At 71.6% G+C, this 21,970-nt stretch carries 19 protein-coding genes and 3 pseudogenes; 6 read left to right on the forward strand and 16 right to left on the reverse strand.

Translation table 11 applies throughout. From position 1 onward, the window contains the following. Window positions 1–55 precede the first annotated feature (55 nt). The 3 genes and pseudogenes from BFF77_RS36170 to BFF77_RS04730 form a co-directional block, all read left to right on the forward strand. Window positions 56–256, forward strand: a pseudogene (locus tag BFF77_RS36170) (hypothetical protein); the annotation flags it as partial. Window positions 257–258: 2 nt separating this feature from the next. Continuing rightward, window positions 259–926 (forward strand): annotated as a pseudogene (locus tag BFF77_RS04725) (DUF1996 domain-containing protein); the annotation flags it as partial. After that, on the forward strand, window positions 926–1,618 hold the full coding sequence (locus BFF77_RS04730) for a DUF305 domain-containing protein (RefSeq protein ID WP_066944090.1): 693 nt from the start codon (window positions 926–928) through the stop codon (window positions 1,616–1,618). The pseudogene BFF77_RS04725 and the gene BFF77_RS04730, both read left to right, overlap by 1 nt. A 132-nt stretch (window positions 1,619–1,750) precedes the next feature. Here the strand turns inward: BFF77_RS04730 and BFF77_RS04735 are convergent, their stop codons facing one another. Beyond that, window positions 1,751–2,752, reverse strand: coding sequence for an alpha/beta fold hydrolase (locus BFF77_RS04735; protein WP_245703235.1), 1,002 nt, complete (start codon window positions 2,750–2,752; stop codon window positions 1,751–1,753). Between the two features lie 222 nt (window positions 2,753–2,974). Here BFF77_RS04735 and BFF77_RS04740 point away from each other — a divergent pair, with 222 nt between their 5' ends. Further along, window positions 2,975–3,943 (forward strand): SDR family NAD(P)-dependent oxidoreductase, encoded by a 969-nt coding sequence (locus BFF77_RS04740; RefSeq protein ID WP_066944091.1) that lies wholly within the window; start codon window positions 2,975–2,977, stop codon window positions 3,941–3,943. A gap of 145 nt (window positions 3,944–4,088) precedes the next feature. Here the strand turns inward: BFF77_RS04740 and BFF77_RS04745 are convergent, their stop codons facing one another. Beyond that, window positions 4,089–5,117: a LacI family DNA-binding transcriptional regulator gene (locus BFF77_RS04745; RefSeq protein WP_066944092.1), complete on the reverse strand. Its 1,029-nt coding sequence runs from the start codon at window positions 5,115–5,117 to the stop codon at window positions 4,089–4,091. 220 nt (window positions 5,118–5,337) lie between these two features. Between BFF77_RS04745 and BFF77_RS04750 the strand changes: the two genes are divergently transcribed. Continuing rightward, entirely contained in the window at window positions 5,338–6,786 is a 1,449-nt protein-coding gene (locus BFF77_RS04750) for a GH1 family beta-glucosidase (protein WP_066944093.1), read from the forward strand. A 123-nt stretch (window positions 6,787–6,909) separates the two neighbouring features. Here BFF77_RS04750 and hypE read toward each other — a convergent pair whose 3' ends face one another. The 6 genes from hypE to BFF77_RS04780 all read right to left on the reverse strand — a co-directional run bounded on the left by hypE (window position 6,910) and on the right by BFF77_RS04780 (window position 13,245). Beyond that, window positions 6,910–7,995 carry a hydrogenase expression/formation protein HypE gene (gene hypE / locus BFF77_RS04755; protein WP_066944155.1) on the reverse strand — a complete coding sequence of 362 codons (1,086 nt, stop codon included), beginning with the start codon at window positions 7,993–7,995 and terminating at the stop codon, window positions 6,910–6,912. 25 nt (window positions 7,996–8,020) lie between these two features. Then, entirely contained in the window at window positions 8,021–9,163 is a 1,143-nt protein-coding gene (gene hypD, locus BFF77_RS04760) for a hydrogenase formation protein HypD (RefSeq protein ID WP_066944095.1), read from the reverse strand. Next, entirely contained in the window at window positions 9,160–9,504 is a 345-nt protein-coding gene (locus BFF77_RS04765) for a HypC/HybG/HupF family hydrogenase formation chaperone (RefSeq protein ID WP_066944097.1), read from the reverse strand. Before BFF77_RS04765 ends, hypD begins: the two co-directional genes overlap by 4 nt. A gap of 81 nt (window positions 9,505–9,585) precedes the next feature. Further along, the gene (gene hypF, locus BFF77_RS04770) at window positions 9,586–11,964 is read right to left on the reverse strand and encodes a carbamoyltransferase HypF (protein ID WP_066944099.1); all 2,379 of its coding nucleotides are present in this window, start codon (window positions 11,962–11,964) and stop codon (window positions 9,586–9,588) included. Continuing rightward, window positions 11,961–12,839 (reverse strand): hydrogenase nickel incorporation protein HypB, encoded by an 879-nt coding sequence (gene hypB / locus BFF77_RS04775; protein ID WP_066944101.1) that lies wholly within the window; start codon window positions 12,837–12,839, stop codon window positions 11,961–11,963. Before hypB ends, hypF begins: the two co-directional genes overlap by 4 nt. Then, window positions 12,823–13,245, reverse strand: a complete 423-nt coding sequence (locus BFF77_RS04780) for a hydrogenase maturation nickel metallochaperone HypA/HybF (RefSeq protein WP_066944103.1) — start codon at window positions 13,243–13,245, stop codon at window positions 12,823–12,825. Before BFF77_RS04780 ends, hypB begins: the two co-directional genes overlap by 17 nt. A gap of 197 nt (window positions 13,246–13,442) precedes the next feature. Between BFF77_RS04780 and BFF77_RS04785 the strand changes: the two genes are divergently transcribed. Beyond that, on the forward strand, window positions 13,443–13,880 hold the full coding sequence (locus BFF77_RS04785; protein WP_066944105.1) for a helix-turn-helix transcriptional regulator: 438 nt from the start codon (window positions 13,443–13,445) through the stop codon (window positions 13,878–13,880). Between the two features lie 91 nt (window positions 13,881–13,971). Here the strand turns inward: BFF77_RS04785 and BFF77_RS38045 are convergent, their stop codons facing one another. The 8 genes and pseudogenes from BFF77_RS38045 to BFF77_RS04820 all read right to left on the reverse strand — a co-directional run bounded on the left by BFF77_RS38045 (window position 13,972) and on the right by BFF77_RS04820 (window position 21,752). Continuing rightward, window positions 13,972–14,130: a DUF6893 family small protein gene (locus tag BFF77_RS38045; protein ID WP_425424339.1), complete on the reverse strand. Its 159-nt coding sequence runs from the start codon at window positions 14,128–14,130 to the stop codon at window positions 13,972–13,974. A gap of 160 nt (window positions 14,131–14,290) precedes the next feature. Next, a pseudogene (locus BFF77_RS38050) lies at window positions 14,291–14,827 on the reverse strand (hydrogenase maturation protease); the annotation flags it as partial. Between the two features lies 1 nt (window position 14,828). Then, entirely contained in the window at window positions 14,829–16,283 is a 1,455-nt protein-coding gene (locus BFF77_RS04795) for a hypothetical protein (RefSeq protein ID WP_066944109.1), read from the reverse strand. Beyond that, window positions 16,280–16,957, reverse strand: coding sequence for a DUF6084 family protein (locus BFF77_RS04800; RefSeq protein ID WP_066944111.1), 678 nt, complete (start codon window positions 16,955–16,957; stop codon window positions 16,280–16,282). The genes BFF77_RS04795 and BFF77_RS04800 overlap by 4 nt, the downstream gene beginning before the upstream one ends. Continuing rightward, window positions 16,954–17,718, reverse strand: a complete 765-nt coding sequence (locus tag BFF77_RS04805; RefSeq protein ID WP_245703236.1) for a DUF5947 family protein — start codon at window positions 17,716–17,718, stop codon at window positions 16,954–16,956. Before BFF77_RS04805 ends, BFF77_RS04800 begins: the two co-directional genes overlap by 4 nt. Then, complete coding sequence (locus tag BFF77_RS04810; protein WP_066944113.1) at window positions 17,715–18,680, reverse strand: NifU family protein; 966 nt, start codon at window positions 18,678–18,680, stop codon at window positions 17,715–17,717. Before BFF77_RS04810 ends, BFF77_RS04805 begins: the two co-directional genes overlap by 4 nt. Window positions 18,681–18,805: 125 nt before the next feature. Continuing rightward, entirely contained in the window at window positions 18,806–20,590 is a 1,785-nt protein-coding gene (locus BFF77_RS04815) for a nickel-dependent hydrogenase large subunit (RefSeq protein ID WP_066944115.1), read from the reverse strand. Between the two features lie 73 nt (window positions 20,591–20,663). Next, the gene (locus BFF77_RS04820) at window positions 20,664–21,752 is read right to left on the reverse strand and encodes an NADH-quinone oxidoreductase subunit B family protein (protein ID WP_066944117.1); all 1,089 of its coding nucleotides are present in this window, start codon (window positions 21,750–21,752) and stop codon (window positions 20,664–20,666) included. Window positions 21,753–21,970 lie beyond the last annotated feature (218 nt).

The following is a 21,970-nucleotide window of genomic DNA, read 5'->3' on the forward strand; positions in this document are numbered from 1 at the left end:
GGCCCCCGGTCGGCGTGAACGAGATGCGGAATCCTCGACTCCGTTTGGAGTATCCATGAGAACACCGCGGTCCGAGAACGGCCGCCGCGTCAGCAGGGGACGCGTGCGGGCGCTTCTCGCCGGTCTGGTGGCGGTGTGTGCCGTCGCCGCTCAGCTCGTCTTCGGTTCCACCGGGGCGGTCGCCCAGGTGGAGAGCGCTTCCACCCGGCAAGCCGCTCCGGCCAAGGCCGCCGCGGCGCCCGAGGTCGTGCGTGTGNNACATGCACAGCTTCTTCGGCAGCCACGCGACCAACGCGTACACCAACCTCGGAGATCTGAAGGGCGCCGGCACGACCTGTGACCCGGTCGTCGACCTCTCCGCGTACTGGGTGCCGACCCTCTATGTGAACAACCAGCCCGTCGAACCGACCGGCACCACGTTCTACTACCTCGGTGAGGGCGTGTCGGACGACATCATCGCCCGTACCCAGCCCATACCCGAGGGCCTGAAGATCGTGGCGGGCAACGCCAAGGCGACAGGACCGAACGACGGCGACACCCGTGCGCGCTGGTCGTGCCTGCACGCCGGTCATGTCCCCCCGTCGAAGGACTTCGTCAACTGTCCGGCCGGCACCATGCTGGAGTCGTACCTCGACTTCCCGCAGTGCTGGAACGGCAGGGACCTCGACTCGGCGGACCACAAGAGCCACATGTCCTACCCGGTCAACAACGCGTGCCCGGCGAGCCACCCGGTCCCGGTGCCCAAGCTGCGCCAGGTCCTGCGGTACCCGGTGAACGGGAACCCCGCGGGATTCCGGCTCGCCTCGGGACCCGGATACACGATGCACGGTGACTTCTTCAACGCCTGGCCGGCGGGCGAGATGGAGCGGCGCGTCCGTAACTGCATCAACCCGATCATCAAATGCGGCGCCAACGGGAATCCGTGATGCCGTGGGGCGGCGGCCGGCCGCGCAAGGGCGGGCCGCCGCCCCGTCCGGTTCGCAGGACGCTGTCGGGCGCGTTCCCGGCCGCGTTGCTGGTACTGGCCCTGCTCGGCACCGCGGGCTGCGGCGCCGACGGCGGCGGTGGCGGAAACGGCGGTGACGGCGCCGGGCGCGGCAGCAGTGCCGGTGCCGGGCCCGCGGCGGGGAGCGGTACGCCGCCCCTCTCCACTGCCACCACCGAACCCGGCGGCTACAACGCCACCGACCGTGGCTGGGCCCAGCTCATGGCACCCATGAACGAACGGACCCTGCTCCTGCTCGATCTGGTCGCGGAGCGCGCGGCCGACCCCGCTCTGGCGGATCTCGCGCGGCGTACGGAAGTGACGCACCGGGACGAGCTGACCCGGCTGCGCGGGCTTCTGCGGACGACGGGAGCGGCGGGAACCAATCCGCACGAGGGTCACGACATGAAGGGAATGGTCACCGACGACGAACTGCGGAGTGTGGCCGAGAGCCGGGGCAAATCCTTCGACGCCCTTGCAATGACCTACCTCCGCGAGCATCTGGAACAGGGCGTCCTGGTCTCACGCGGTGAGGAGGATTCGGGCGCCGCGCCCGCCGCGACAGATCTCGCCAGGGAAGTGGGAGAGCGCCGCGCCGGGCAGCTGAAGGCGCTGCGTCTGCTGGGCGGCTGACACCGTCCGGAACCCGGTGTCCGCACCGGCCCCCGCACCGGCTCCGAGTCCGTCCCGCGGACCGCTGCTCCGGTGGCAGGGGGCCCGGCCACCGTGGTGGGACCGGGGCCGAGGTGGGACCGGGGTCCGTGGTCAGGCCGAGGCGGCGACGGCCGTTCCCAGCGTCTCGGGCCTGCTGCAGTAGGGCAGATCGTCCAGCGGACGGTCGGTGCAGAAGCGGGCCACGAGATCCGCGAAGTCCGCGATCCGCTCCACCGGCGCGAGATGGTCGGTCTCGTCGATGGTCATGAACCGGGCCCGCGGAAGCTGCGCGGCCACCTCGCGGCCCATCGTGGGCGTGCAGAGGGTGTCGTGCTCGCCGGTGACCACCAGGCTCGGCACCGCGGGCACCGGTTCGGGCCGGTACCACTCGTGCCGCATCAGCCGGGTGTTGTGCTCCGCGGACTTCCGGAGCTGCTCGGGATCCTGTCCGGCGATCTGCTGGTACACGAGCCGGGAGACGGCGGCGTGCTTGCGGACCCGGCCCGTGCCGGGCGGTGACATGAAGCGGTCGGCCAGCTCGCGGGCGATGGACTCCGTCTCGCCCCGGTCGATCATGACGGACCAGCGCTCCATCGCCGCCGCGTAGTCCGCCGGGATCCGGGTGGTCATACCGACCAGCAGAAGCCGCGCGAGCATCCCCGGGTAGTGCTGGGCGAAGCGCAGCCCGACGGCGCCGCCGTAACACGCCGCGACCAGGTTGACGCGCGGTACGGCGAGTTCGTCGAGCAGCTGCCGGACGGCGGCGGCGAGGAAGTCCACGCCGTACGACGCGGGCAGGAAGTCCGCGGTGCCGTACCCCGGCAGATCCACCGTGATGACCTGCCCCAACCGGCTGAGCCACTTCTCGTGCCGTACCCAGGAGTTGCGGTCCTGCGACGAGCCGCCCAGCACCAGCAGGGGTTCGGTCAGCTCCCGGCCGTGGCGCACGACCCGGCAGGTGTAGCGGAACCCGTTGAACATGAGGTCCCGTTCCTCCACCTGCCCTGCCGCCGTCCCTTCCGCGCCCGTTCCCTCGTCGGCCTCCTGCCCCGGGATCAGCGGGCGAGCACCGGGCGATTCCTGGTCCTGGGCGAGGACGGCGTCGATGGACATGGATGACTCCAGAGCTCCGGAAGGGACAACAACGTCCCTGCCTAGCAGTTGATCCGTCCGGACCCCGTATCGCTCACCTGATCGTGGGCGTTTCGCGCGCCATGGTCCGCCGATGGATTCGAACCTCGTTCACCAGTCGCCCCACGGACGGACACGGACCGCGGTGGCGGCCCCCTCGGCGCATTTGACTTCGAGCGTGCTCCAATCCGTAGCCTTCGGAGCATGACCACGCCTCAGCACAAGATCGGATCAGGGTTCGGAGCCCGGAGCACCGCGGCGGACGTCCTGCGCGGCATCGACCTCACCGGAAAGCTCGCCGTCGTCACCGGCGGTTACTCGGGCCTGGGCCTGGAGACCACCCGCGCGCTCGTCGGAGCCGGTGCCCAGGTCGTCGTGCCCGCACGGCGGCGGGCGACCGCCGAGGAGGCGCTCGCCGGCATACAGGGCGTCGAGATCGACGAACTCGACCTAGCCGATCTCGGCAGTGTCCGCGCGTTCGCCGAGCGCTTCCTCGCCTCGGACCGCACCATCGACATCGTCATCAACAACGCCGCCGTCATGGCCTGCCCGGAGACCCGGGTCGGCCCCGGCTGGGAGGCGCAGTTCGCGACCAACCACCTCGGCCACTTCGCACTCGTCAATCGGCTCTGGCCGGCGATCGAGCCAGGCGGGGCGCGGGTGATCTCCGTGTCCTCGTCAGGACACCGCAACTCGCCCATCCGCTGGGACGACATGTGGTTCGAGACCGGTTACGACAAGTGGAAGGCCTACGGCCAGGCGAAGACGGCCAACGCGCTGTTCGCCGTCCACCTCGACGCGCTCGGCCGCGACACCGGGGTACGGGCGTTCTCGCTCCACCCGGGCGGCATCCTCACGCCGCTCCAGCGCCATCTGCCCAAGGAGGAGATGGTCGCGGCGGGCTGGATCGACGAGGACGGCAACGCCGTGCATCCCTCCTTCAAGTCACCCGAGCAGGGTGCGGCCACACAGGTGTGGGCGGCGACATCGCCCCGGCTGGCGGACGCGGGCGGAGTCTTCTGCGAGGACTGCGACATCGCGGAGCCGGCGTCGGCCGACCCGTCGGTGCCCGGCGGTGTACGCGAGTGGGCGACCGACCCCGAGCAGGCGGCGCGGCTGTGGCGGCTGTCGGCCGAGCTGACCGGCGTCGACGCGTTCGCGCCCACCGCCTGACCGCCGGGTCTCCGCGCTTCCGCCGCACCGGTCCCCACCGGCCGGCGCGGCGGGCGGCCCGGCCACCGACGGAGCCGGTGGCCGGGCCACCGGGTCCGTGTCCGGCGCGCCGCCCGGCCGCCCGGCCGTCGGCACCCGACGCCGCTCAGGTGGTCCGGCGCTCGACGAGAGTCGTGGGCAGCGTGAGCTGCCGGCGCGGTCCCGCGGGATCGTTGATCTCGTCGAGCAGCAGCCGGGTGATGGCGCGCCCCATCTCCTCGGTCGGCTGGCTGACGCTGGTCAGCGGCGGCACCGTGTGGCGGGCGACGATCGAGTCGTCGAACCCGATGACCGCCACCTCCTCCGGGACCCGCAGCCCCCGCTCGCGCAGTTCGGTCAGCGCGCCCGCGGCCATGACGTCGGACGCGGCGAACACGGCGTCGATGTCCGGGCGCCGGTCGAGCAGCTCCCGCATGGCGGCGCGACCGCCCTCCTCGGTGAAGTCGGCCGGCGCGATCAGCGACCCGTCCGGCTCGACACCCCGCTCGGCATGGGCGTCGCGCCAGCCCTTCAGACGGCTGTGGCCGACATCCATGTCGAGCGGTCCCGCGATGGTGGCGACGGTGGTCCGTCCCCGTCCGAGGAGGTGCCGCACGGCCAGCGCCGCCCCGCCCACATTGTCGGAGTGGACATGGCTCAGCGGCTCGTCCGGCGAGCGCCGGCCCACCAGGACCGTCGGTATCCGCGTCTTCTCCAGGAACGCGGGCAGCGGATCGTCGCGATGGACCGACACCAGCAGCACCCCGTCGACCCGGCGCGCCTCCACGAACCGGATCAGCCGGTCCAGCTCGCGCTGATCGCGTACCAGGATCAGCAGCAACTGCATCTCGGTGTCGGCGAGTTCGGTACTCACCCCGCGGATGACGGCGGAGAAGTACGGCTCGGTGGCCAGCCGGCTCTCCGACTCGGGGATCACCAGCGCGATGCTGTCGGTCCTGCTGGTGACCAGACTGCGGGCGGCGGGGTTCGGCACGTAGTTGAGTTCCGCGATGGCCGCCTCGACGGCGGTACGGGCCTTCGCGCTGACGCCCGGGAGGCCGTTGACGACCCGGGAGACCGTACCCCTGCCGACCCCCGCGAGCCGGGCGACGGCTTCCAGGGTCGGCCTGCGGGCCGCCCGTTCGGCGCTGCTCATCAACGTCTCCTGACTGTGCTTTCCTGGTGCCGCACCACGGCGCCCACCAGCAAATTGTGCGGGGTCGCCGGAGAACCGGCGGCCCGGGGGCGGCGCCGGGCCCGTTCGGGCACCGGAACCGTATGCGGCTCTTGACAGAGCCGGGTGTCAGCGGAGAGTCTTCCACAATCCATGGGAGCGCTCCCAAGGGCGTTCGAACCCACTCTGCGGAAGGACCTCCGTGGCCACCTCAGCACCCACTCCCGGGCGCGCCCTGGACCCCGCGACACCTCTGGGCTTCCCGCCCGGGTTTCTGTGGGGCACCGCGACCGCCGCGTACCAGATCGAGGGCGCCGCCCAGGAGGACGGCCGTACGCCGTCCATCTGGGACACCTACTCCCGCACTCCGGGCCGGGTGCGCAACGGCGACACCGGTGATGTCGCCACCGATCACTACCACCGCTGGCCCGAGGACGTCGAGATCATGTCCGGCCTCGGTGTCGGCGCGTACCGCTTCTCGGTCTCCTGGCCGCGGGTCCAGCCCACCGGCAGCGGACCCGCGTCCGAGAAGGGTCTCGACTTCTACCGGCGGCTGACCGACGGACTGCTGGAGAAGGGCATCGAGCCGGTCGTCACCCTCTACCACTGGGATCTGCCCCAGCATCTCGAGGACGCCGGCGGCTGGCCCGAGCGCGACACCGCCCTCCGGTTCGCCGAGTACGCGGGGATCGTCGCCGACGCCCTGGGCGACCGGGTACGGACCTGGACCACCCTGAACGAGCCGTGGTGCAGCGCCTTCCTCGGCTACGGCTCCGGTGTCCACGCCCCGGGCCGTACCGACGCCGCCGACGCCCTGCGGGCGGCGCACCATCTCAATCTCGGCCACGGGCTCGCGGTCCTGGCGCTGCGCGAGCGGCTGCCGGCCGGCGCCCAGGTGTCCGTCACCCTCAACCTGCACCAGGTACGGCCGCTGACCGGCAGCGGGCCGGACAGGGACGCGGTCCGCCGGATCGACGGTGTCGCCAACCGCGTCTTCACCGGCCCCATGCTGACCGGGGCCTATCCGGCCGATGTCCTGGCGGACACCGCGGGGATCACCGACTGGTCGTACGTCCGGGACGGCGACACCGCGCTGATCCACCAGCCGCTCGACTTCCTCGGCGTCAACTACTACTCACCGACCCTGGTCTCCCACCACACAGGACCCGCCGCACATGGGTCCGACGGACATGGTGCGAGCGACCACAGCCCCTGGCCCGGCGCCGATCAGGTGGCCTTCCACCAGACACCCGGTGACCGCACCGCCATGGGCTGGACGATCGATCCGAGCGGCCTGTACGAACTGCTGATGCGGGTACGGCGGGACCATCCGGAGCTGCCCGTCATGATCACCGAGAACGGAGCGGCCTTCGACGACTACGCGGCTCCCGACGGCGAGGTCCGTGATCCGGAGCGGATCGCCTATCTCCGGGACCATCTCGCGGCCGTCCACCGGGCCATCGCCTCGGGCGCCGACATCCGGGGCTACTTCCTCTGGTCGCTGCTCGACAACTTCGAATGGTCGTACGGCTACGGCAAACGCTTCGGCACGGTCCATGTCGACTACCCGACCCAGCGCCGCACCCTCAAGTCCAGCGCGCACTGGTACGCCGGGGTGACCCGTACGAACACGGTGCCACCGCCGCGGTAGCCGCTGCCCGGGGGCGGCGGCCCCGGGCTCGACCCGGGGCCGCCTGCCTCGCCCTGGGGCGGCCCCGGGTTCTCGCCGCCGCCCGGCCGCGCCGCGTCAATCCGCCGACGTGTCCTTCACACCTCAGCAGATGCGCGGCAGCTGCTCGCCCAGTGGCATGTCCACCACCCGGGTCCCGCCCAGGCCGGTGGACGCCACCACCATGCCGGGATGGTCCGTCGTGCACGTACCGATCACCACCGCACCCGCGCCCCGCGGATGCGCGCGCATCGCCGCGAGCACCTTCTCGGCGTGCGCGGGCGGTACGAACGCGACGAGCTTGCCCTCGTTGGCCACATAGAGCGGATCGAGCCCCAGGAAGGCACACGCGTTCGCGACGGCGGCCGGTACCGGAAGCGCACGTTCCCTCAGTGTGATCCCCACCCCGGCCGCCGACGCGATCTCGTTCAGCGAGGTCGCCAGTCCGCCACGGGTCGGATCCCGCAGTACGTGCAGATCGGGGCAGACGTCCAGCATCGCCCGGACGAGCGAGGCCAGCGGCGCGGTGTCGCTCTCGATCTCCACGCCGAACTCCAGGCCCTCGCGGACACTCATGATGGCCACACCGTGCTCGCCGATCGCGCCGCTGACGATGACCACATCGCCCGGCGCGGCACGCCGCGGCCGGATGTCCACGCCGTCCGGGATCAGCCCGATCCCGGACGTGTTGATGAACACGCCGTCGCCGTGCCCGGCGTCCACCACCTTGGTGTCGCCGGTGACGACCGTCACCCCGGCCGCCCGGGCGGCGGCGCCCAGCGCCTCGGCCACCCTGCCCACCGTGGCGAGTTCGACGCCCTCCTCCAGAATGAAACCGCAGGACAGATGGGAGGGCAGGGCGCCCATCATGGCCAGGTCGTTGACCGTTCCGTTGACCGCGAGATCGCCGATGCTGCCGCCCGGGAAGAAGAGCGGGCGCACGACGTACGAGTCGGTGGAGAAGGCCAGCCGCGCTCCGCCCAGGGTGAGCGTCGCGGCGTCGCCCAGTTCCGCGAGGACCTCACCGCCGAAGGCCGGCGCGAAGAGATGCTCGACGAGTTCGGCGGAGAGCTGCCCGCCACCGCCGTGTCCCATCACGACCTTCCGGTGGTCACGGAGCGGAGCGGGACAGGTCCAGCCGGAGAAGTCCGGTGCGGCGGCGGACCGTACCCGGTGCCGGACGCCGTCCACCTCACGGATCCCGGCCGATGTCGGCTCAGCCAACGGAGGTCACCTCTTCCTGGGGACCGGCGGTGCCGGCCGGGTCCGGTGTCGCCAGCCTGCGGTACAGGTAGTAGGCGGCGCAGGCGCCCTCGCTGGAGACCATGGTGGCGCCGAGCGGATTGCGCGGCGTGCAGACCGTGCCGAACGCCTCGCACTGGTGCGGCTTGATCAGCCCCTGGAGGACCTCGCCGCTGCGGCAGTCCGCGGACTCCCGGGTCCGGATACCGGTCACCGAGAAGCGGTGCTCCGCGTCGTAGGCGCGGTAGGCGGGAGACAGCCGCCAGCCGCTGGCCGGGATCACGCCGATACCCCGCCAGGCCCGGTCGGTGACCTCGAAGACGTCCTCCAGCATGGCCCGTGCGGCCGGACTGCCCTCGGGCCGTACAGCCCGTGGATAGGCGTTCTCGACGGTGTGCTCACCGGCCTCCAACTGGCGTACGGCGCGCCGGATGCCCTCCAGGATGTCCAGCGGTTCGAAGCCGGTGACGACGATGGGCACCCGGTGCCGCGCGGCCAGTTCGGGATACTCGCCGGTCCCCATGACCGTACAGACATGGCCGGCGGCCAGGAACGCCTGGACCCGGCAGTCGGGCGCCTTCATGATGGCGTCGATCGCCGGAGGGACCCGGACATGGGAGACCAGCAGGCTGAAGTTCTCGATGCCGAGCTTCCTGGCCTGATGGACGGTCATCGCGTTCGGCGGGGCCGTCGTCTCGAACCCGATCCCGAAGAAGACCACTTGACGCTCCGGGTTCTCCCGGGCGGTCCTGAGCGCGTCGAGCGGCGAGTAGACCACCCGTACGTCCGCTCCCTCGCTCTTGACCTTGAACAGGTCCCGGCCGCTGCCCGGCACCCGGAGCATGTCGCCGAAGGAGCAGAAGATCACATCGGGACGGGAGGCGATCTCCAGCGCCTGGTCGATGGTCTCCAGCGGTGTCACACAGACCGGGCAGCCGGGTCCGTGGATGAGTTCGACCTCCTCCGGGAGGAGCTGGTCGATGCCGTGGCGGATGATCGAGTGGGTCTGGCCGCCGCAGACCTCCATCAGGGCCCAGGGCCGGGTGACGGTGGTCCGGATGTCGTCGAACAGCCGGGCGGCGAGATCGGGATCGCTGAACTCGTCGAGATACTTCATCGAAGGTCCTCCTGTGGGGGTTGTGGCGTACGGCGGCCGGGATCCCCCGCACCGCCGGGCCGTTCGGCTCCGGCCTCCTTCGCGGCCCGCCCCCACGCGTCCCCGAACTCCTCCTCCAGCACGCCGAGATTCTCGAACAGGCTCAGCGTCCGCTTCGCCGACTCCTCGTCGAGCCGCTGGAGCGCGAAGCCGACATGCACGATCGCGTAGTCGCCGACGTTCATCTCCGGCACGTACTCCAGACAGACGTCCTTGACCACTCCGCCGAAGTCGACGTGGGCCATCCGGGTTCCGTCGCGCTCCTCGATGTCCAGCACTCTGCCGGGCACAGCAAGGCACATTGCTTCCTCCTCACATATCGGTCGTTCCGCCGCCCGGCCCGTCCCCGCCGGCCGCCCGCCCCGGCCGGTTCCCGCGCAGACTCAGCCCGTCGTGACCCGGGCGGCGACCATCAGCTGGCCCAGTGCCAGCCCGCCGTCGTTCGGCGGCACCCCGCGGTGGCGCAGGACGGTGAAGCCGTCACGCTCCAGCCGCTTCGTGCACCCGGCGTTCAGCAGGGCGTTGCAGAACACGCCGCCGCTCAGCGCGACGGTGGTCAGGCCGGTACGGTCCCGGGCCGCGCGGCACAGATCCCGCACCAGGCCGATCACCGCGCCGTGGAAGCGCGCGGCCACCGTCGGCGCGTCCGCCCCGGCCCGTATGTCGTGTGCCGCCGCGGCCAGGACCGGAGCCGGATCGGCCACCACCTCGGCGCCGTCGGCCGGTCCGCCCGGGAGCAGCGCGAACCGGTATCCGTCGGCCGGTCCGCCGGCCGCCACCGCCGCGTTCTCCAGCTCCATCGCCGCCTGGGCCTCGTACTCCACGCGGTGGCAGAGTCCGGCGAGCGAGGCGACGGCGTCGAAGAGCCGTCCCATGCTGGACGTCGGCACACAGGCGACGCTCCGGTCGAGCAGCCGCTCCAGCAGCCGCCGTTCACCCGGAGCGCACGCGGCGACGCACGGCAGCGCCTCGGACCAGCGCAGTCCCGCCGCCCGCAGATGGGAGAGCGCCATGCGGTACGGATTGCGTACGGCGGCGTCGCCGCCCGGCAGCGGTACGTACGCCAGCCGGCCGAAGCGCCGGAAGCCGTCGTAGTCCGCGAGCAGCACCTCGCCGCCCCACACCGCGCCGTCGTCGCCGTACCCCGTGCCGTCGAAGGCCACCCCGATCACCGGTGCCGAGCCGTCCAGACCGTGCTCGGCCATCGTGGCGGCGACATGCGCGTGGTGGTGCTGTACGCGGTGGACCGGACGGCCCCGGGCGTGCCGCTCGGCCCACTGTCCCGAGCGGTAGCCCGGGTGCCGGTCCGCGACCAGGACCTCGGGTGCCACCGAGGTCAGCTCCGTCAGATGGGTGACGGCCGCTTCGAAGGCGGTGAGCGTGGCGAGGTCGTCCATGTCGCCGACATGGGCGGACAGCCAGGCGTAACCGCCCTCCGCGACACAGAACGCGTTCTTGAGATCCCCGCCGACGGCGAGTGCCGGCTCCACGGGCACGGGCAGCGCGATCGGCAGCGGCGCGTAGCCGCGCGAGCGGCGTACGGGCAGCTCCTGGCCCGCGCAGATCCGTACCACCGAGTCGTCGCACGGCACATGGACGGGCCGGTCGTGGGTGAGCCAGGCGTCCGCGAGGGCGCCGAGCCTGGTCAGCGCGTCCTTGTCGTCGGTCACGATGGGCTCGCCCGACCGGTTGCCACTGGTCATCACCAGGACGGGCGGGCCCGGCGGATCGCCCGGCAGGCCCAGCAGCAGATGGTGCAGCGGGGTGTACGGCAGCAGCACGCCGAGATCGGGGCTGCCGGGCGCCACGCCGTCCGCCACGAGGGAGCCACCGCCCTCACGGCGCCGCAGCAGGACGACGGGCCGGCGCCGCCCTGCCAGCAGCGCGCGCTCGGCGGGACCGACGCACGCGAGCCGCTCGGCCGTCTCCAGCGAACGGGCCATCACGGCGAACGGCTTGGCGCCCCGGTTCTTCCGGGCGCGCAGCAGCCGTACGGCGGTGGTGTCCGAGGCGTCACAGGCGAGGTGGTAGCCGCCGAGTCCCTTCACCGCGACGACCGCTCCCGCGGCCAGCAGCCGGCGGGCCCCGGCCAGCGCGTCCTCGCCGGACAGCCGGGGCCCGGCGGCCGACCCGGGCCCTCCCGTGATCAGCGAGAGCCGGGGGCCGCAGGCATGGCAGGCGACCGGCTGGGCGTGGAAGCGCCGGTCGGCCGGATCCTCGTACTCACGCGCGCAGTCGGCGCAGAGCGGAAAGCCGGCCATGGTGGTCCGGCTCCGGTCGTACGGAAGTCCGGTGACGACCGTGAAGCGGGGGCCGCAGTGCGTGCAGCAGATGAAGGGATGGCGGTAGCGGCGGTCGGCGGGATCGGCCAGCTCGGCGAGGCAGTCGTCGCAGGTCGCCATGTCGGGGGAGACCAGGGTGCGGCCGGGGCCGCCGGACGAGGGACGGATGGTGAACCCGCTGCCGCCGACGGCCGGTAGGGGCCTGTGCCGTACGGACTCGACGACCGCCAGCGGCGGTGCGCAGGTCGCCAGCCGCTCGCAGAACGCGGCCACGTCCTGACCCGGTCCCTCGACCTCCGTACTGACGCCCTCGGCGTTGTTGGTGACCCAGCCCGTCAGCCCGAGCTCGGTGGCGAGCGTGTACACGAACGGGCGGAAGCCGACGCCCTGCACGACTCCGCGCACGAGGACATGGCGGCGCTCGCGGGGGGCGGGGGAGGGGGTGCGAACGGTGGTGCCGGTGGTGACGGGACCGCTCATGGCGCCTCTGCCGTGCCGCGGACGGCGGACGGTGCGGGACGGCTGTGACCGGGATCGTCGCTGTGGCTGTGGCTGTGGCTGTGGCTGTGGCTGTCGCCGGGGTCGCCGGGGTCGTGGTGACGGTGGCCGTCGGCGTGCGGGCCGCGGGCGTTGCCGTCGTCGTGACGGTGGTGCGCGTGCCGCGCGTGCCGACGGGCCAGCAGCGGCCGGTGCGCGGGGACCCCGGCCGCGTGGCCGAGGACGAAGGCGAGCAACTCGTCGACCCCGGCGCCGGTGCGGGCCGAGGTCTCCAGTACCGGCACTCCCGGATTCACCTGCTGGACGTTGCGGCGGAACGCCGGCCCGTCGAACTCGACGGCCCCGGCGATGTCCGTCTTGGTGATGACCACGAGATGGGCGAGACCGAAGGCCGTCGGGTACTTGAGCGGTTTGTCCTCACCCTCGGTCACCGAGCCCAGCACGATCCGCAGGCTCTCCCCGATGTCGTACGAGGCGGGACAGACCAGATTGCCGACGTTCTCCACGAACAGCACCCGGGTCTCCCGGGGCAGCCAGCCGTCGAGATGCCCCCGGAGCATGCCCGCCTCCAGATGGCAGAGCCCGTCCGTGAGCACCTGCTTGACGGGGGCACCCGCCCGCGCCAGTCGCCTGGCGTCGTTCTCGGTGGCCAGATCGGCGGTGATCGCGGCCACGGGGGTGCCCGCCGCGACGGCCCGGGAGAGCAGCCCCTCCAGCAGGGCCGTCTTGCCGCTGCCCGGACTGGACAGCAGATTCACCTCGACGGTGCCCTGGGCGGCGAGATACTCGCGCAGCGCCAGGGCACTGGCGTCGTTCTCGGCCAGGACGGCCTGGCGCAGATCAACGACTCGGCACATGGGGGGCCTCCTCGGGCGTACCTCGATCGTCACCGCTGTCCGGGCGGCGCGCATCCGAGGAATCCGCGAGGACGACCTCGGCGATCTCCAGTTCCCGGCCCGAGAGCAGCTCGTCCAGGGGCCGCGCGCAGTCGGCGCACCAGAGCAGCGGCGGCATGCCCACCTCGCTCTCCCGGCCGCAGCCGGCGCAGCGGGCCACGCCGGGAACGGTGTCCATGTCCAGCCGGGCACCGGCGAGCACGGTGCCCTCGCTCGCCAGAGCGAACGAGAACCGCAGGGCCTCCGGCACCACGCCCGCCAGTTCACCGATCCGCAGCCGCAACGAGGTGACTGGTCCGCCGCCATTGGTACGGACGGCTTCCTCCACCTGGGCGACCACGGCCGTCGCGATGGACAGTTCATGCACGGTCCTCACCTCGTTCCCGAGGTCCGGCCGTCCGCCGCCGCGTCGGCGGACGACGGCTGGCCGGTGCTGTCGGGCGTGGTTAGCGTGGGACAGGGGTGAGCCGCACCGTTGCACGGCCACACGTGGCGGGGCCGCGTGTTCCACGGCCACATGGTGCGAGGCCATAGGTCGCACGGCCAAATCAGGAGAGCGCAGCCATGACGACGCACGACACCGAACGACGGGCGCTGATGAACCCCGTCATCCTGCTGCTGCTCGCCGAGCGGCCGGGCCACGGCTATGAGCTGACCCAGCGCCTGGGCGCCTTCGGCTGGGCCGAGGCCGAGTCCGCACATGTGTACCGGCTGCTGCGGGGCATGGAGAAAGGCGGTCAGATCTCCTCCCAGTGGCGGGCGTCCGCCTCCGGGCCCGCCCGCCGTGAGTACGAGATCACTCCGGCGGGTTCGATGAGTCTGTCGCTCTGGTTCGTCCGGCTGGGCGAACTGCACAGCACGCTCCATCTCTTCCTGGAGCGCTATGTGCAACTCGGCGGTAACGGTTCCGGTCCCGTCGTCGGCCGTGAGGCACGGCCGACGACGGCCGGACATCCGCTGTACGGGCATCCGCCGACCACCGGCGGGGCGGGTTCCGGCTGAGCGCCGGACACGGTCCCGGCTCACCGGTGCGCGCCGCCCCTCCTACTTGTACCGCCCGCCTCGCTCGTTCCGCTCGCGCCCTTCCCACCGCTCACATCCGGCGGATCCGCAGATAGCGGCGCAGGTCCGGGACGGACCGCGCCGTCTCGTACACCACCGCGGCCATGACCGCGCCGGCGCAGACCCACAGCCAGGTCGGATCCGGCCCCTTGGAGTGGTTCATCCCTTTTCTCGCCCGTATCTCGTGCATCGCGTGGATCACGTTCCTCTCCTCCTTCGCCGGATGTGCCGGTGCCGGTGCCGGTGCCGGTGCCGGTGCTGATGCCGGGGCCGGCGCCGGTTCCGTTTCCGGGGCCGGGCCTCGTGCCCGGCGGCTGTCCCACCGGACCGGGCTGCCGTAGCAGATCGAGAACCAGTTCCACCGCGGGTCCGACGGCCGCGGCCACCGGCGGGCTGAGCCCGATGCCCTCCCCGGAGGTGAGCGGCTGGCACCCGACCACCACGACGCGCCCGGGGAGCGTGCCACCGGCTCCCGCGCGCAGCTCGTGGACCAACCGCAGGACCGACGCCGGGTCCATACCGTGTCCGTCCAGCGGGGCCCTGGCCGCTCCAGGGGCCGTTCCCCCGTCGGCGGGATCGACTTCGAGCACATGGACGGTGCCCGGGGGAGCGCCGCGGTCGACGGTGTCGACGAGGATGACCTCGCGGTAGCCGTCGAGAAGCCGGTAGGCGAGATGGACGCCCCGGATGCCCGTGTCCATCAGGTCGACGTCCGGAGGCAGCCGGCGTCCGCTCAGCCGGCGCAGTGTCTCGACGCCGAAGCCGTCGTCGCCGAGGAAGATGTTGCCGATCCCGGCGACCAGGGTCCGGCCGCGCGAGGCGCACGGATCGTCCGAGCCGTCCGAGCCGCGCGAGGTGCCGGAGAGGGGGAGGGGTACGGACTCCATGTCAGCCGCCTCCTTCCGGGGCCGGTTCGGCGCAGGCGGGATCGGGATCGAGCTCGTCCGGGCGGAAGTACAGGAACCGGCCCTGCTGCCGGCGTATGTCGCTGCCGGGATCGCCGTCGACGGTGACCGCGACATGCGTCTCGCCGTCGAGGTCCTGGAGCACCGCCTCGACCGTCGCCCCACGGCCCGCCAGAAAGATGTCCTGGGCGTCGGACCTGCGCAGCCCGGGCCGTAGGACGACTCTGGCGCCCGCGCCGACCGGCCGCCCGCCGACCGTCACGGTGTCCTGTCCCGGCCGGTCGTACGCGTCGTCCCGGGCCGGGTCCCACCAGGGCAGCCCCGGACCGGTCGGAAGCTCGAGTCCCACGGAGGGCGCGGCCTTCGGGGCGCGCGTCGCCGGAGCCGGTCGCTCACCGGTGACCTCGCGCAGCCCGCGGATCGCGCCGTGCAGACGCTCCATCACCTCGGGCGGCATGCCGTCCACCAGATCGATCACCTCGGCCGCCCGCGCGTCGGTCCCGCGCGCCTCCCGCTTCTCCTGCTCGGTCAGCGCGGCCGTCCGCAGCGAGAGGATCTCGTCGATCTCGGTGGCGTCGTAGAGCGGCCCGGGGCTCTCGGCGGCGATCTCGGGATGGTCGTCCAGGATGATCGGCGAGGAGAGCAGGACATCGTCCTGCCCCGCGCCGCCGGCCAGCACCGGCCAGGTGTGTTCATTGCGGCAGCTCCGCACGGCGGGCCGGGCCCACTCCGGCGGATCCGTCATCGACAGGAACCGCCCGCCGGGCAGCCCCAGCAGCAGATGCGCCCCGATCAGGCTGTGAGGCAGGGCGGCTTCGCGATCCTCGCTCTCGCGTCCCTCCGGCACCCACTCCGACACGTTGCGTACGGTCGCGGTCAGGCGCAGCGCGCCGTACGGGCCGGGCAGCGGCTCGGTGGCCAGCCGGATCTCGCCCGCCAGCGCCCGGCTGCGCCGTACCAGCCGTCCGACGGTCCGTCCCGTGCCGTCATGGTCGCGGACCTCCTCGCGCACCACCCCGCCAGGCCGGTCGAAGCGCAGTGTCCGCCCTCCTGCGGCGAGTTGACCGAGCGGTATCCGGTGCTGGACCCGTTCCTCCTCGCCCTCGTCCCAGGGGACCAGCACCCGGTCGGCGAGATCGAGTCGCGCGACCTCGCTCCAGCCGTCGCCGCCCGGTACACGGCGCTCCACCGTGCGGCGGCGCACCTGGAGGAAGCGCAGCTCGACATCGAGACGGCCGGCCCGGCGAGGTTCGAGGAGGCACTCCGTACGCTGTTCCGCGTGCTCGCCGCGCACGTCGGCCCAGGAGGGCGGCGCCAGTACGCCGAACTGCCAGCGCAGCCGGTTCTTCCGGGCCGACGCCCGGTAGGGATACAGCACATATCCCTCGAACAGCAGGGCGTCGGCGACCCGGCGCGCCTCCTCGAAGCCCGCCGTCATGACCGGGCTCCTCGTCCGGTGCCGCCGGTGCCGCCGGCGTCCGTTGCACCGGCCGTGCGCAGCAGTTCCTCGAAGGTCCCCTCCCAGGACGGCAGGGCACGCTCCGAGCGGAACCGGCGCAGCGCGTCGAGACAGTCGTCGCGGACGCGCAGCCAGCCGGAGCCCGGGAAGTACTGCTCGATCATGTTCTGCCAGACCTTCACCGGCATACGGAACGAGGTCTCCTTGTGCCAGGCGACCGGCTCGGCCACAAAGCCGCGGTCGCCTGAGAAGACGGTGCCCGAGAACAGCAGGAGCAGCGGTACCTCGCCGTCCGCCAGCGCGCGGAAGTACTTGGCCGAGGCCACCTCCATGTCGTACGTGCAGACCACCGGCAGTTCGATCCCGGTGGCGCCCGTGAAGCCGGGCACCGTCACCGAGGCATGGGCGAACTGGAGAGGCTTGAGAGTGGTGCTCCAGCGCTCCGGCTCACCGAAGAGATCGCCCAGCATCTCCATCTCGGCCGGTGTGTACCGCCGTTGGACGGGGTCGATCCGCATCTGGCAGCGCAGGGCGACCGCGTGGATCCGTGCCGCCGGGTCGTCCGCCTCGATCCGCAGCCGGAACAGCAGCGTCGGGCCCGTGCCGTACGGTTCCGGCCGTACGTCCGTACAGGTGAACGTGAGATCGGTCATCGGCCGTCCTCCCGTCCCGAAGGTGGCCGGGCCTTCGCCCGGACCCGGGTGAAGAAGTCCGTCAGATCCGCGCGCGCCTCGGCGCCGCCGTCGAATCCCTGCCAGTGCATCCGCATCCGGCCCACCAGCTCGTAACAGGCGTCGACGGGCACCAGATGGCACTCGCCCGCGGTGATTCCGTCCGGGCCGCGCTCCCGCCGGACCAGCAGTGCCTCCGTGTCGGGCTGGAGCAGGGCCACCAGCCGGCCGGAGCCGAGGACCTCCCGCCAGGTGGCCGGGTCCAGCTCGCTCTCCGTGGCGCCCGCCGGGCTCGGATAGAACGCGGCCAGCCGGTCCAGTTCCGAGTTCCGGAAGAAGAACGCGAGCCCCACCGGGATCTGGAGCCGGTTCCAGCTCTCCTCGTCCAGGGTGAAGTCCGGGTCGGACAGATACCGGTCGGGCACCGCCCGGAAGCGTCCCGCGCCCGCGCCCGGCCGGGTGAAGAGCAGATGGCAGCCCGCGCAGGCGCACATGAGCGAGCGTTTCGTGATGTCGACGAGATGCCGGTGCTCCCCGGCCACGGGCTCGGCGCACAGCTCGCACCGCTCCTCGGCGCGCGGTGGCCGGCGGGTGAATCCGCGCAGCCCCGGCGGTACGGCGGCCGGCCGGGAGGCAGCCGCACCGGGTGACGCGGCGGGCGCGATGGGTGCGGCGGGCGTGGCGGTCGCCGGGGAGTCCTCGTCGCCGAAGGTGCCCGGGACTCGGGCAGGGCGGGCGCTCATGGCTTCGCCGTCAGCAGCGAGACCGGCAGGGCGACCCGTACGCAACCGTTCTCCTCCAGCAGGGGTACGGGCTCCAGCCGGCCCCGCGTGCCCCGTCCCGCGCCCCGGATCTCGTACTCCGCGGCGCACTCGGGACAGCGCAGCCGTTCACCGTCCACCAGCGCCGCGCCGCCCAGCCCGCCCGCGCAGACCGGACAGCGGTCGCGGTAGGCGTAGAGATTGCCGGGCAGCCGGACCAGCAGCAGCGCCGTGCCCGCCACCTCGCGCACCCCGGTCGCGCCGTCGGCCGTGGGCGGATCCGGCAGCGGATGCCACTCGGCCGGCGCGTTCCCGGTGGCGGTTCCGGCGGTGTGCGCGGCGGTGGTTCCGGTTCCGCCCGCGGGGACGGCGCCCGCTGTCGCGTCCGGCGGCCGGGACATGATCTGGAGGAGCTTCGGCTGCGGCTTCTCCCGCGCCACCCCCTCGACCTCCACGCACCCGATCTCGGGCGCGCGGCGTGCCACGGCCTCCTCGATCGTCCAGCGCACGGTCTGGGCGGAGGAGGGACAGCCGTCGCAACTCCCGCGCAGCCGCAGCCGCAAGGTCAGTCCCTCGGTACCGCCGTCCCCGTCCGGGCCGATCCCGGCGATGTCCACATCACCGGCGTGCGAGCCGAGATACGGACGCACCTCGTCCAGCGCCCGCTCCACCCGGGTGAGTGTGTCGTCCGGGTGGAGATCGTGCAGGATCAGCAGCCCGCCGACGAGTTCGTCCCCGCCGAGCAGGGCCAGCGGATCGGTGCCGTCCGGACGGTCGCCCAGCAGCTCGACGACACGCGCCAGGCCCGAACCGTAGAACTCCACGATGCTCCGCACGAGTTCGTCCGCGAGGTCGCGGCCCGAGGGACCCACCGATCTGCCCAGCTCGTCGAGGAGCGCGTCGACGCGCTCACCGGCCCGCTGCTCCTTGGCCGTTGCTGCCATGTCACGGTGCCTTTCCTCCGGTGGGGGACCGGACATCGGTCCGGTCGGTCAGGACCAGGCCCCCGGGCCAGGACCCGGACCGGGACGCGGGACGCGGGACCCGGGACCCGATACCCGGGCCGGTGTCAGCCGCCCAACCCGCTGAGCCCGGTGGGCAGATGGGTCTCCCGGACGGTCCTGCCACCGCCGACGTACATGTGCACGCCGCACGGCAGACACGGGTCGAAGCTCCGGACGGCCCGCATGATGTCGATGCCCTTGAAGCTCTCCGGCGGGTTCTCCTCGAAGATCGGTGTGTTCTGCACCGCGTCCTCGTACGGTCCCGGCGTGCCGTAGGAGTCGCGCACGCTGGCGTTCCACGGAGTGGGCGGATACGGATGGTAGTTGGCGATCTTGCCGTCCCTGATCACCATGTGGTGGGAGAGCACCCCGCGTACCGCCTCGGTGAAGCCGACACCGATGGACTCGTCCGGGACCTCGAAGGTCTCCCAGGTCTGGGTGCGGCCGGCACGGACCTCCTCCATCGCCCGCTCGGCGAAGTGCAGGGCGCAGGCCGCCGCGTACGCCTGGAAGTACGTCCGCGCGCGGTTGCGCTCCAGGGCGTTGCTCCACCGGGGGATCCGCCATTCGAAGGTCGTCTCCGGCTTGGTCATGGTGCGCGGCAGATTGATCTTGACGCTGTCGCCGGTGGCCCGGACATAGCCGAAGTCGACCAGTCCGGACAGGGCCGTGGACCACAGCCGGGCGAGCGGCCCGCCGCCGGTGTCCAGCGCGAGATGGTCCGTGCCGTCGAACCAGCGCGGGGACATCACCCAGCTGTACTTGTCCGCGAAGTCCCGCTTCTGCGGGGCCGGGAGGGTGTGCTGGTTCCACGGATGGCGCGGGTCCACGGGATTGCCCAGCGGATCGCGGTCCACGAAGGTCTCCTGGCCCGCCCAGTCGTCGTAGTACGAACTGCCGAGCAGGATCCGGATGCCGAGATTGATGTCGACCAGGTCGTTGGTGACCAGTCTGCCGTCGACGATCACGCCCGGGGTGACGAACATCCGCCGTCCCCACTCGGACATGTTCCGGTAGGTGAAGTCGCAGTGCGCGGGGTCGTTGAGCGCGCCCCAGCAGCCGAGCAGCACCCGGCGCCGGCCGACCTCCTCGTACCCCGGCAGCGCCTCGTAGAAGAAGTCGAACAGGTCGTCGTGGAGCGGGACGACCCGCTTCATGAACTCCACGTACCGCGTCAGCCGCGTCAGATAGTCCGTGAAGAGCTGGATGGTCGCCACGGTGCCGACGCCGCCGGGGTAGAGCGTGGAGGGATGCACATGGCGGCCCTCCATCAGACAGAACATCTCCCGTGTGTAGCGGCTGACATGCAGCGCCTCACGGTAGAACTCGCCCTCCAGCGGGTTGAGGGAGCGCATGATGTCGGCGATGGTGCGGTAGCCGTGGTCGCCCGCGTGGGGGGCCTCGGTGCGTTCGGCCAGTTCCAGGACACCGGGATTGGTCTCGCGGACCATCTTCTCGCAGTAGTCCACACCCACCAGATTCTCCTGGAAGATGTTGTGGTCGAACATGTACTCGGCGGCTTCGCCGAGATTCATGATCCACTCGCCGAGGTGCGGGGGCTTCACGCCGTACGCCATGTTCTGCGTGTACACCGAACAGGTCGCGTGATTGTCGCCGCAGATACCGCAGATACGGCTGGTGATGAAGTGCGCGTCACGCGGGTCCTTGCCACGCATGAAGACGCTGTAGCCGCGGAAGACCGAGGAGGTGCTGTAGCACTCGGCCACCCGCTTGCGCTGGAAGTCGATCTTCGTGTGGATCCCGAGGCTGCCCACGATCCGGGTGATCGGATCCCAGGACATCTCCATCAGGCCGCTGCCGTCCTCGGCATGCTTGGTCGTCGGCACCATGGGCTGCGCACCTTTCCGGGTGTCAGGCGTCGGATGTCAGGTGTCGGGTGTCGGGCCGGGGGGCGTCGGGCGGTCACCACGGAGGGTCGTAGCCGGTCAGGACCTTCTCGCTCTTGCGGCGCCACTTCGGTTCCTTGTCGACGGTCCTGGCCGTGACACCGCGCAGCCGGCGGATGACCTTGCCGTACGCGCCGCTGGCCGCCGCGGAGACATGACCGCCCGGGGGCTCGTCCATGAAGGGCATGAACTTGTCCGGGAATCCCGGCATCGTGCAGGCGATGCAGATGCCGCCCACGTTGGGACAGCCGCCGACCCCGTTGATCCAGCCGCGTTTGGGGACATTGCACTTGACCACGGGACCCCAGCAGCCCAGCTTCACCAGACACTGCGGCGAGTCGTACGCGGTGGCGAACTGGCCCTGCTCGTAGTAGCCGGCCCGGTCGCATCCCTCGTGGACGGTCGCGCCGAACAGCCAGGTCGGGCGGAGCTGCTCGTCCAGCGGGATCATCGGCGCGGATCCGGCGGCCTGGTAGAGCAGATAGAGCAGTGTCTCCGAGGCGTTGTCCGGGTGCACCGGACAGCCCGGAATGCAGACGATCGGGATGCCCGCCCCGGACTTCCAGTCCCAGCCCAGATAGTCGGGCACGCCCATCGCGCCGGTGGGATTGCCCTCCATGGCGTGGATACCGCCGTAGGTGGCACAGGTGCCGATCGCCACGACGGCCAGGGCCTTGGGCGCGAGCCGGTCGATCCACTCACTCGTGGTGATCGGCTGGCCGGTCTCGGGATCGTCCCCGAATCCGCACCAGTAGCCCTCGTTCTTGACCGCCTCATTCGGAATGGATCCCTCGACGACGAGAACGAACGGCTCGATCTCCCCGCGTTCGGCCTTGAAGAACCATTCGATGAAATTGTCCGCGCCCTGGACGGGCCCGCATTCGAAATCGATGAGCGGCCAGTGCACGGCCACCTTGGGCAGTCCGGGAAGTGCGCCGAGGGCGATTTCCTCGATACTCGGCTGGCTGGCCGCGGTGAGCGAGACGGAGTCTCCGTCACAGCTCAGACCCGCGTTGATCCAGAGAATATGGACGGTGGGGAGTTCTTCCCCGTTCGCTCCGAGAGGCGTCGCGCCGTCCTTGGCAACTGATGCGGCGGTATCCATCGTGCCCTCCTCATCGGTGTGAAGAGCGTCCCTCCCTGGATAACCGAATCGGACGGCCTCGGTAAGTGCGGGACGGTCCTATGAACCTCCGTGAACCTTCGGCGAACACCAGCACACCGAACGGCGAAGTGGGCGGTTCGCCCGTCAGGGCGAACGTACGGTGACCGGACAATTCTTCGTCGGTCGCATGTTCGAGCTTCGGGTTCGAAGGGGGGCGC

Source organism: Streptomyces lushanensis (assembly GCF_001700515.1).
In the GTDB taxonomy this organism is placed as follows: domain Bacteria; phylum Actinomycetota; class Actinomycetes; order Streptomycetales; family Streptomycetaceae; genus Streptomyces; species Streptomyces lushanensis.